Annotated in this window: 5 protein-coding genes; 1 reads left to right on the top strand and 4 read right to left on the bottom strand. The window is 39.9% G+C overall.

Annotated elements, in window-relative coordinates; translation table 11 throughout:
- Window positions 1-162: 162 nt before the first annotated feature.
- From J4E76_RS19485 to J4E76_RS19470, 4 genes are read right to left on the bottom strand one after another with little or no spacing between them, the layout of a single operon-like run.
- Window positions 163-2,565 carry an ABC transporter permease gene (locus J4E76_RS19485; protein WP_208506474.1) on the bottom strand — a complete coding sequence of 801 codons (2,403 nt, stop codon included), beginning with the start codon at window positions 2,563-2,565 and terminating at the stop codon, window positions 163-165.
- Between the two features lie 10 nt (window positions 2,566-2,575).
- Window positions 2,576-4,954 (bottom strand): ABC transporter permease, encoded by a 2,379-nt coding sequence (locus J4E76_RS19480; protein WP_208506473.1) that lies wholly within the window; start codon window positions 4,952-4,954, stop codon window positions 2,576-2,578.
- Window position 4,955: 1 nt separating this feature from the next.
- Complete coding sequence (locus J4E76_RS19475; RefSeq protein ID WP_208506472.1) at window positions 4,956-7,379, bottom strand: FtsX-like permease family protein; 2,424 nt, start codon at window positions 7,377-7,379, stop codon at window positions 4,956-4,958.
- Window positions 7,380-7,393: 14 nt separating this feature from the next.
- Window positions 7,394-9,829 carry an ABC transporter permease gene (locus J4E76_RS19470; protein ID WP_208506471.1) on the bottom strand — a complete coding sequence of 812 codons (2,436 nt, stop codon included), beginning with the start codon at window positions 9,827-9,829 and terminating at the stop codon, window positions 7,394-7,396.
- Between the two features lie 152 nt (window positions 9,830-9,981).
- On the opposite strand from J4E76_RS19470, the gene J4E76_RS19465 reads away from it, so the two are divergent.
- Window positions 9,982-11,355, top strand: coding sequence for a sigma-54 dependent transcriptional regulator (locus J4E76_RS19465; RefSeq protein ID WP_208506470.1), 1,374 nt, complete (start codon window positions 9,982-9,984; stop codon window positions 11,353-11,355).
- Window positions 11,356-11,362 lie beyond the last annotated feature (7 nt).

Below are 11,362 nucleotides of genomic sequence, written 5' to 3'. Positions count from 1 at the left end.
TTTTGAATCAGACTTTGGGCCGATATTACTCTTTCTTTTCAATTTGAATGCCAAACATTACAACTACCTAATAAACAGATGATTACAAAACAAAAACGATTCTATAATGAATAGAATCGTTTGTTTTTATAACAGTAAAGTGTTTGTTTTTGATACACTAATTTATTCGTTTCTGAGTATCTCGGTAGGGTTGACTTTTGATACTTTCAATGCCTGATTTGCCACCGCCAATAGTGAAATAGATAAGGTAGCCAATAGGCCAAAGGCAAAAATCTCAGGTCCAAGGTCTATCCTATAGGCAAATTGCTCAAGCCAACTATTGATACCGTAATACACAATTGGGCTGGCCACAAGAAAGGCCAAAGCAATCAGTATCACAAACTCCTTGGACAGCAAAAACATCACTTGTTTCACCTTAGCACCCAACACTTTTCGAATACCAAATTCTTTAAGTCGTTGCTCTGCAGAATAAGCTGTAAGGCCGATTAAGCCAAGAATCGAAATAAAAATCGCAATACTTGAAAAGACATTGAAGATTTGACCGAGTCGCATCTCTTTACGGTACTGTGAGTCATAGTAGTCATCATAAAACTGAAAGGTCAAAGGCCTGTCTTCTACCATTGAGTTCCATGTAGATTCAATTTGCTTCATGGTATTCGAAACATCTACTCCAACAAGTTTAAGGCTCACAAAGGAGTGAACATCGTCATCCAAAACGAGCATTGCAGGCTTAACATTAGCTTTTAAGGACTCATTGTGAAAATCTTTTACTACGCCAACAACTGTTCTTTGAGCACCCCAGACTTCCATTTGCTGTCCTAGTGGGTTCTCCCATCCGAACTTCTTTTGACATGCCTCATTAATAACCATTGCAGTCGTTGGGCCTTGGGCACCTAGCCTATGAAAGGGATCACCTAGTAGCATCTCCATACCCGTTGTCGACATGAAAGCACTATCAACATTTAGGATATCGACTACTACGTAACCCTTCTTATCTGTCTCAGGGCCATATATTTCCTGTGAACTAAAAAAGGTGATTCCATTTTTATTGAAAATACCATCAGAAACCGATAGTGCCCTGATGTTAGGAATTTGCTCCAGTTTCGATTTAAAAACGTCAACATTGTTTCTCAACTCACCATAAGTATTGATATAAACAAGCTGCTCTCTATCATAACCCAAGTTTTTGTTCTGAATGTAGCTAAGTTGTGATTGAATAATTAAGGTCGCCACAATAAGCAGCTGGGCAATTAAGAATTGAAAGAAAACCAGCCCTCTTCTAAAGCCTGATTTGCCTTTAGCATTTTTGCCACCTGCCAAAGCAGAAATAGCCTTGAATCTACTCAGTTTAAATGCTGGATAATATCCTGCCGCGAAACTAACAAGCAAACTAAGACCAAATACAAAGGCGAAAAATTCCAAACTCCAATAGGACAAACTTAACTCTCTTTCAATCAGTTGATTATAAAAAGGAATGACACGCTCTGCAATCGCAAAAGCTAGAAAAACAGAAATAAAAGTGAATAAAAAAGACTCCACCATATTCTGTCTGATGATCTGACGCTTTTGAGCACCTAGCACCTTGCGAACACCAATTTCTTTAAGTTTTTTGACAGACCTCGCGGTTACCAAATTGATATAATTAAAGCAAGCTATGGCTAAAATCAATATCGCTATTATAGAGAATAGATAGACGTAGGTAATATCGCTGACCGGAAACAGGGCCCATCCAAAGTCAGATTTCAAATGAATATCTGTATATGGAAATAAAAATGGTTTCCCCATCAGTTCACCTTCATCATTTTTTCTTATCTGTTCTTCAGGCCAATTCTCCAATATGAAAGTCTCAACTTTCTTGTCAATCTCCTTAAAGTCACTGCCCTTGGGAATTAAGACATAATTTGCTGTTACGCTACCGCCATTTTCTCCTAGTCGCCCGAGGGCGTCTGTGATATCATCAACATTCGATAAGAGGATGCTAAATTGAATATGTGAGTTTTTCGGAGGGTCGGCCACTACTCCAGTAATCTGAAATTGTCCCACCAATTCCGTCTTAAACAGTTCCAAAACAGCACCAATCGGATTTTCTTCACCAAAGTATTTCTTGGCAATACTTTGAGAAATCACTGCTTTCTTAGGTGTATTTAGGTCGTTATCACCAATCACCAAGTCAAAGTCAAAGACTTCAAAAAACTCATCATTGGTCATTAAGACCTGATCTTCATAGAAGCTACTTCCACCTATCTTGACCAAATAATTTGCTCCTGCGCCCCCGACCATGGCCATCTTACCGAGTTCGGGTATATTCTGCTTCAGCAAGGCTGCATATGTTGTTCTATAGCGTTCTGATCGTTCCTTCCCATTACGCGTATGGTACTCGTCCGCTAGAACATAAATCTCATCTGCCTTCTCATGAAACTTATCAAAACTCAATTCAAATTGAGCATAAAGCATCAAAAGGATAAATGAGGCAACTCCTACAGTTAAACCAGTAATATTTAGAAAGGAGAAAAACTTGTCTTTTTTAAGTCTTCTTAATGCAAGAATTAAATGGTTTCTAATCATAGCCTCAAGGTTATTGGTTTCTTAATGCATTGATAGGGTTTGCAGTTGCTGTCCGATAAGATCGGATCGTAACTATGGCTAGTATGCTGACTATGGCTATCACTGCTACACCAGCAAAGGGCAAGACTGACAACTCTATGTGATAAGCAAAATCGTTCATCCAACCAGAAACCGCATAGTAACTGATAGGAATGGTTATAAGGAGAGCCACTGCAACTAATACAATCACTTCCCTACTCAATAATGAGAGTATTTGAGAGACAGAAGCACCAAGCACTTTTCGAATGCCTATTTCCTTAATTCGTTGATCCAATTTATAGCTGATCAATCCTATTAGACCCAACAAGGCCACGAACAAACTGAGTCCCGTAAATGTGGTTACAATCTGGCTCATGCGCTTCTCAGCATTAAACAACTGATTGAACTTTTGATCGAAGAAGTAATAGTCTAGGGGCTCATCAGTGAACTTGCCATAAACCTCCTCAATTTGACGAAGTGCACTAGGGTCATTGATATTCTGCAGTTTGATGTTAAACTGTCGCTCCACCTCGCTGTTGAAAAAAACTGTTGGTCCAATTGCCTCGTTGAAGTTTGCCGAATGAAAATCCTTAACCACACCAACTATTTTCGCATTCTCACCCCTGAAGCCAGCGTTAAATCGCTTTTCGTAAAGCTCATCTCCTAGTGCTTTTGCAAAAGTCTCATTAACGAGTATTGCAGCATTGTTTGCATCTATCGCTTCATCAAAATTTCGACCATCAGCTATACTCATACCCATTGTAGGTACAAAAGCAGCGTCAACCAACTTATACTGAATCCTGTGGAAAGTACCCTCACCGCCAATCTCTGACATACCCAGCAACGATAGGTTGTCAATCATACTAAACCGATTGAAGGAAATGTTTTCTACCGCAGGTAATTGAAGTATTTCATTCCTAAACGCCTCAATCCTATCACCAAGTTGTGATTTGCTATTGTCAACCACTATTACACCTTCTTTTGTAAAGCCCAGATCCTTGTTCAGCCCATAGTTTAATTGTTGATAAGCAAAAACGGAGAAAATGGCGAGGGAAAGTGATACTACAAACTGAAATACAACGAGTGCACTTCTAAATGTTTTGCTTTTGGCTCCTATCCCATAATCTCCCTTTAAAACTGCTGAAGGATTGAATGAAGTAAGATAGAAAGCAGGGTAAATGCCTGCGAGTAATCCCGTAAGCGAAGCCACAAGAACAATTAACACAATGAGTGTAGGGAAGTCAAAGACATTGACATCAAAACTTACGAAACCCATACCTGATATGAGTTGTAAGGCGCCTTCTGCCAACCCAAGGGCAATTAATGATGCACTCAGGGTGAGAAGAAAAGACTCCCCCAAAAACCTGCCTATTAACTCTCTCCTCACTGTACCTAGCACCTTTCTAACCCCAACCTCCTTTGCTCTCTTAGAAGCCTCAGCCGTAGCTAAATTCACATAGTTAATTGCAGCCAGCACGATGATAAAAACAGCAATCCCGATGAAAATAAACAGGTATTGACGATTACCTGGGCTAGATGCTTCAAATGGGAGGTTAGACTTCAAATGGACATCCGCTAGTTTTAATACCAACGGTTGATTCTTTTTATTGGCTTCCGCGAACTTTTCAAAATCAGTTTCCTTCACACCTTGTTCAAACCGTCTTCTTGCAAATACCTTGTCAGACCGATTTTGCATTATTTCACTGGCAATTGGTGTCTCAGTCTTAAAATAGGAGTAACCAATAGTCATATTGAAGTTATCTCGATTGGCCTCTATAAATGCTTCAGAAGCTCTTGCAATCCCCGTGAATCTGAGACTCGAGTTAACAGGTAAGTCTTCAATGACTCCTGTCACAACATAACTGTCAGGCTCTTCGGAAGTAGACAAAGCCACCGTCTCTCCTATCGGGTTCTTAGTTCCGAAAACCTTCTCAGAGATAGAGGCAGTAAGGACCATTGCATTAGGCGCATCAAAAGCTGTCTCTGGGTTTCCATAAATAAATTGCTGGTCAAACACTTTGAGGTAACCACCTGTAGCCAAAAAGAAGGAATCTTCTATAAAGCTCTTATCCTCAAACTTCAGTGTTGCACTACTCAGTGGTTGAACCATGACAGTGGCCTCTATTCCTGCAACTTTCTCACTCAAAAGATTCAAGTGTGCAACAGAAGAAAAAGCGAAATTTCGAGCACTCAAGCGATAAATACGTTCGTGATCTGAGTAATGCTTATCATAGGTAAACTCATGATTGACATAGATACCGATGAGTAAGGCCGAAGCAAAACCTATGGCTAGACCGCTAATATTAATAGCGGCATAGACCTTGTTTCTCTTAAGACTTCTAACAATGGATATAAAATGGTTTCGAAACATATTACTCGCTTCTAAGTGAGTCTACGGGATTGGATGTTGCTGCACTGAATGACTTCACTCCCGTGGTGACCATGCCAATGAGCATTGTGAATCCAATAGCTATAACAAAGACCCACGCATTCATATTAATGCTGTATTCAAAATCAGCCAACCAATCCTTCATGAAGTAATAACTCACTGGAGTTGCCACTAAAAAGGCGATCGCGATCAAGATGAGTAGCTCTTTTGAAAACAGTTTTAAAATCTGAGGTATTGTAGCACCAAGTACCTTCCTGATACCAATCTCTTTCATCTTTTGATTTGCCATAAAGGATACCAAACCATATAAGCCCAAACAGCCAATAAGAATGGCTATGCCCGAGAATACCTGAAACAGAGTTAGCATATTTGCCTCCTCCTCGTAGTTGGTCAATATCTCATCCGAAAGCACATTATAATCGAATAGAATGTCTGGGTATTGAGCAGACCAAGCTCGCTCTACAGAAGCCATCAATTCACTGAATTGTTGATCTGATCCCTCAAATCGAACAGCACCTTCGTAGAAATAACCATGGAAACGTACCATTATCATAGGATCAATTTTCTCCTTTAGATCCTTGTTGTGGAAGGCTTTGAATACACCAACAATCTTCTTGTCTCCAGAAAAACCAGTTTGAACATCCAGTCCAATAGCATCCTCTGGGTTTTCAATCTCCATAAGCTTTAATATCTCAGTAGATACAAGGGCCTCGGTTAGTGTGTCCAGCTTGCTGATGTCCCTACCAGCCAGTAGCTCTATGCCATAGAGATCTATATAGTTATCATCGATCACCTTAAAAGCTACATCGAAAGTGGCATCCATTTGAAGTGGCTCGTAAGCGAAGTTCGAACCGATATTAGATTCACTCAGTGGGCTTGCGAATGCATAACTCACTTCTTCAACACCTGGAAACTTGAAAATCTCATTGCGCATAGTATTCAGCTTCTCTCCTTCATTACTTGGCAATGGAAAGGTGATAATTGATGACTGCCTAAAACCCAAATCTCGACTCTCAAAGTATTTCATTTGAGAGATGACCACCAAGGTGCAAATCACCAATACTTGAGAAATAAAGAATTGGAAAATCACAAGGCCTCTTCTGGTATTTATATTACCAGATAATGCAGATTGACCTTTTCCTCTTAAAACAGACACAGGCTTTAACTTTGACAAAATCAATGAAGGATAGAGACCAGCCAGAAGCGTAACTCCTAGAATTACAGATAAAACCAGACCTAGTAACACCATGTCATTTGCTAAATCCAAGGACAATTCGTAGCCGATAAGGTCATTTAGATTAGTCATTATCAGCTCGGCAATCCCCATTGATAGGACCACTGAGAGCAATGTAATCAAGAAGGTCTCACCTAAAAACTGAAACATCAACTGACCTTTGTGACCACCTAATACTTTTCGAATGCCTACTTCCTTAGACCTTTTAATGGCCAATGCGGTTGATAAGTTTACAAAGTTGATGCAGGCAGTAAGTATTAAGAACAATGCAATTGCAATCCTAAATACATTAGCTTCTGACGATATGGCCAAATCGCCATAGGTGTTATAAGTCCTGTCAAAATGGATATCTGACATGGCCTGAAGTTTGAATGACGAAGCATTTTCCGTTTTAGGGATGTATTTGTCGACCATTTCAGGCAGTACCTGATTTACTTGTTCTGGCTTAACATTTTCATTGATTAAGAAATAAACTTGAGCGTTAGAAGAGGTTGATGTCCAAGACTCCTTTTGGAAAAAATCAAAAATAGCTTCAACTGATTCATACTCTACCATGATCTTGAATGGCAGAGATGAATTCTGCTTCGTGTCCTCAACAACGCCAGTAATAAAAGTTACCAGTTTGCTATTCAGTTTTACTTCCTTGCCAACCACTCGATCGTATCCCCCATCAGTAACCCCAAACAGCTTTTCTGCTAATGAAACAGTGATTACTGCCGAACCTGGTTTGTTTAAAGCTGTCGATGGGTCTCCGATTTTCCATTCATAATCGAATAGCTCGAAGAACTCTGGGTCAGTAAATGCTATTCCGTCTCTCTGCTCATAATGAGTCCAATCACCATTAGCATTCTCCACACTTAATTGGTTTTCGCCTATGTAGAAAGTCCTTACTGGGAGTCCTAAATCTGGATAATCTGTCTTAAAGGCCTGGGCAAATGGATTTTGAATACCCGCTTCAAACTCAATAAGGTTTGGGCTTTCTACCTTCTTAACAAAGCGGTAGAGTCTATCATAATTGCTGTAATGCTGATCGAAGCTCTTTTCGAATAATACAATCTTGAAAAGCACCAAAGCAGCACTGATTCCAAGCGCAAGACCGAATACATTGATGATAGTGAAACTCTTATTTCTGACAAGGTTCCTTATGGCCGTTATGAAGTAATTCTTAATCATATGTCTTTAGTCAATTATTCGTCTCTTAATGAGTTAATTGGATTGGAACTAGCTGATCTGAACACTTTAAGCCCAATAGTAAAACTACCGATGATTAGAGTCGCCATAACGCCAAGGACAAACACCCCTGCTCCCAATTTAATATGGTAAACATAGCCGTCTAACCAGCCATTCATAATGAAGTAAGCTAATGGACAGGCAAGCAAAAAGGCTATCCCTACTAGCTTAAGGACTTCTCTAGAGAAGATACCCAAAATGCTATTGATGCTTGCCCCTAGTATCTTGCGTACGCCAATTTCCTTAACCTTCTGATTGGCCATAAAGGACACAAGTCCATAAAGTCCAAGACAGCATATGAAAATCGCCATACCAGCAAACACCTGGAAAAGGCTGACTATCTTCTGCTCACTATCGTATTGACCACTAATTCGATCTTCAATAAAATCATATGTAAAAACGTCTCCAGAAAATACTTCGCTCCAAACTGCTTCTACCTGGTCGACAATCGTTTGATAGTTACCCACACCCGTGAGTGAAATACCACCTTCGAAATACTGAGAGGCGCCCTTCATCATAAAAACAGGATCGATACCTGAGTGAAATGAGTTGTTATGAAAATCTTTAACCACTCCTGCGATATAAAATGAACGATCGTAAGTAGTCTTATATCTTTGACCTATTGCCGCTTGTGCATTTTCGAAGCCCAAAGTCAATGCAAGTTTTTCATTGATTACACTATGGTCGTCAGGTGCATCTTTACCAAAGAAGTTTCCAGCGGCCAATTCTAAGTTAAATAGGTCACCATAATTATGATCTACATTCTTTCGATTGCTTCGAATACCGTCATTATCACCTCCCCTTGGATCTTCAATGGTATCTATATTGTTTGTATTTGAGGCCCCAGGTGTAGCGATGAAGAAACTGATATCATCCACCCCTGCAATGGAGGTTAATCTAGATTTTAGAACATCCATATTCTCTTCGGTACGTTCAGGTACAGGAAAAGTGAGTACACCTTCTGATTTGAATCCTAAAGGCTGATTCCTCATAAAATCCATTTGAAAAAGAACAACTAATGTTCCAATGATCAATGTCTGAGAAATTAGGAACTGGAATACAACCAAACCCCTTCTTATCGAAAAACTCCTGCCGCTTGATTTAGTCGTTAAACTACTGTTCTTAATAGCATGCACAGGACTGTAATTGGAGAGTACAACCGAAGGATAAAACCCTGACAGGAAGGTTACAGTAACCAGCAAGACAATAAGAAAAATGATGGTCGAAGGCTCTGAAAACAAATTCAAGCCTAAACTATAACCCAATATTGGCTCCAACCTCATCAAAGCAGCTTCGCTCAACGCCAGAGATAGCAATATTGCGATCATGGTAATAATGGCCACTTCACCTAAAAACTGAGACACAATCTGCCCCTTTCTACTACCAAGTACTTTTCTAATACCAACCTCTTTGGCCCGCTTCACTGATTGAGCTGTTGCCAAGTTTATAAAATTGATAGCAGCTATAATTATTAGAATAAAGCCAATGATCCGCATGCTATCTAATGTGCTTTGATCCACATAGCCCCCCGCACCCAGTTCGGGATCCAGGTGGATGGACTTCAGCGGCTGTAAACCAAAGTATACTCCAGCTTCTTCAGCGTCTATGCCAAGGTTCTTCAAATACTTAATAGAAGAGTTTTTAAGAGAAACTTCGGCTTGTGTGAGGTCTTGACTGGCAGGTATCTTTATGAAAGTCCTTGTCGCGCCATTTCTAGTGCCCCAAGAAATCAATCCACTTGAGTATGGATAGATTTTAGCACCCTCATAGAACATTAAATAGTCAATTCCATAATCGGTATTCTTTGGTGGATCGCTATAGACAGCTGAAATCACCAAGTCAAGTTGATTTTCAAAAACCACTCTCTTGCCAATGATTGACTGATAGTTCGAGCCATTGAGCCCAAATAATTTCTCAGCGCCCTTAACCGACAGTGCCATAGTATTAGGCTCTCCTAATAGGTTATTGGGATTGCCAGCGATAATTTCAAAATCAAATATTTCGAAGAAATCGGACTCCACGAAGGCCATGTTATCGTCTTGTTTTATTTTCTTTTGAACCCCTTGATCATTGTCGTATTTGAAAACACCATTCCAATACCAGTGAATTCGTGATACCGCCCAATCTGGGTAATCCAACTGAATTGCTGGTCCTAATGGATGCATTACAGAAGCCGACTTTTGTTCATCCCCATCATTATTCTGAACTAGGTTAATTCGGTAAACCTGATCTGCACTTTGATGATGGCTTTCAAAGCTATGTTCAAATTGAGTGATTCGATAGATGATAATCGCTCCGGAAATCCCCAAAACCAAACCCAGAATATTGATCGTTGCAAAGACCCGGTTTCTGGAAAGGTTTCTAACTGCTGTTTTGATATAATTCTTGAACATAGCGAGCTTCTTTTTACAATTGCTATACTAATCTTATGCCAAACACATAACACACTGTATTACAAATACTTATGATATAATCATAAAACACTAAGTAATATATTCGTTTGTTTTCAATACATTTAAGTGTTTGTTTTTGATACAGTTTTAAGATGCCCAAAACAGAAGCCAAAATACTAGTTGTCGATGATGATATCGATATACTCAATACCGCCAGAATGTATTTGAAACAGCAGTTCACACTGGTTCAAATAGAAAATGATCCTACTAACATTCCGCTTCACTTCGAACGAGAGTCGTTTGATTTAGTCTTGCTCGACATGAACTTTCGTAAGGGAGAAAATGATGGCTCTGATGGACTCAATTGGCTCAACAAAATTCTGAACATCGACCCAAATGCCATCGTCATTCTTATCACAGCATATGGTGAATTTGACTTGGCTGTAAAAGCGATTAAAGCTGGCGCTACTGACTTCATCACCAAGCCATGGAAAAACGAAAAGTTATTTGGGACCATCACATCCGCCTTACAGTTAAGAAAAAGTAAGCTGGAGGTAGACAAGTTGAGAAATACTCAGAAAACAATATCTAATGACATAGATCAGAAATTCGAGAACTTCCTAGGCGAGTGTGAACCTATGCAACGAGTATTCTCTCTGATTGACAAGGTAGGTCCTACTGACGCAAATGTGTTGATACTGGGAGAAAACGGAACCGGAAAAGAACTGGCGGCTAGGGCCTTGCATAGACAATCCCTGCGGTCGGATAAGGTCTTTATTAGTGTAGACTTGGGTTCGGTAAGCGAGACACTCTTCGAAAGTGAGTTGTTCGGCCATGTCAAAGGTGCTTTTACAGATGCTAAAGAAGATAAATCTGGCCGTTTTGAGCTTGCCTCTGACGGAACACTCTTTCTAGATGAAATCGGCAACCTCTCTCTTCCATTACAGGCCAAGCTCTTGACAGTCCTACAACAGCGAAAAGTAAAACGTGTTGGTTCTAACAAAGAAATGTCGATTGACATTCGACTAGTTTGTGCCACCAATATGCCATTGTACGATATGGTCAAGGAAGGTACTTTCAGGCAGGATTTGCTATATCGTATCAACACCGTTGAGTTGAGAATGCCATCTCTTACTGAGAGAAAAGATGATATGGAGCTATTAGTTAAACACTTCATGGATGTATACGGCAAGAAGTATAAGAAACCAAACATGCGCATAGATGCTGCCACTCTCAACAAGCTCAAGCGCTATAATTGGCCAGGTAACATTCGTGAACTTCAGCATGCTATAGAAAGAGCCATTATACTTTCCGATGAGAACAAATTATCGACTAATGACTTCCTCCTACAAACTACCTCCACAACACCTAACCAGGATAGTGACACTCTCAATTTGAGTGAGATGGAGAAAAGACTAATTCTAAAGGCCTTAGACAAGAATAATGGCAATGTCACTCGGGCTGCAAAAGAGTTAGGTTTAGATCGCTTAGCCCTTTATAGAAGGCTTCAGAAATATGGACTTTAAAAGACGA

Origin of the sequence: Roseivirga sp. E12 (assembly GCF_017592825.1) — a bacterium.
Lineage (GTDB): Bacteria > Bacteroidota > Bacteroidia > Cytophagales > Cyclobacteriaceae > Roseivirga.
Note: the sequence above shows the minus strand (reverse complement) of the source record. Positions and strands in the feature narration are given on the sequence as shown.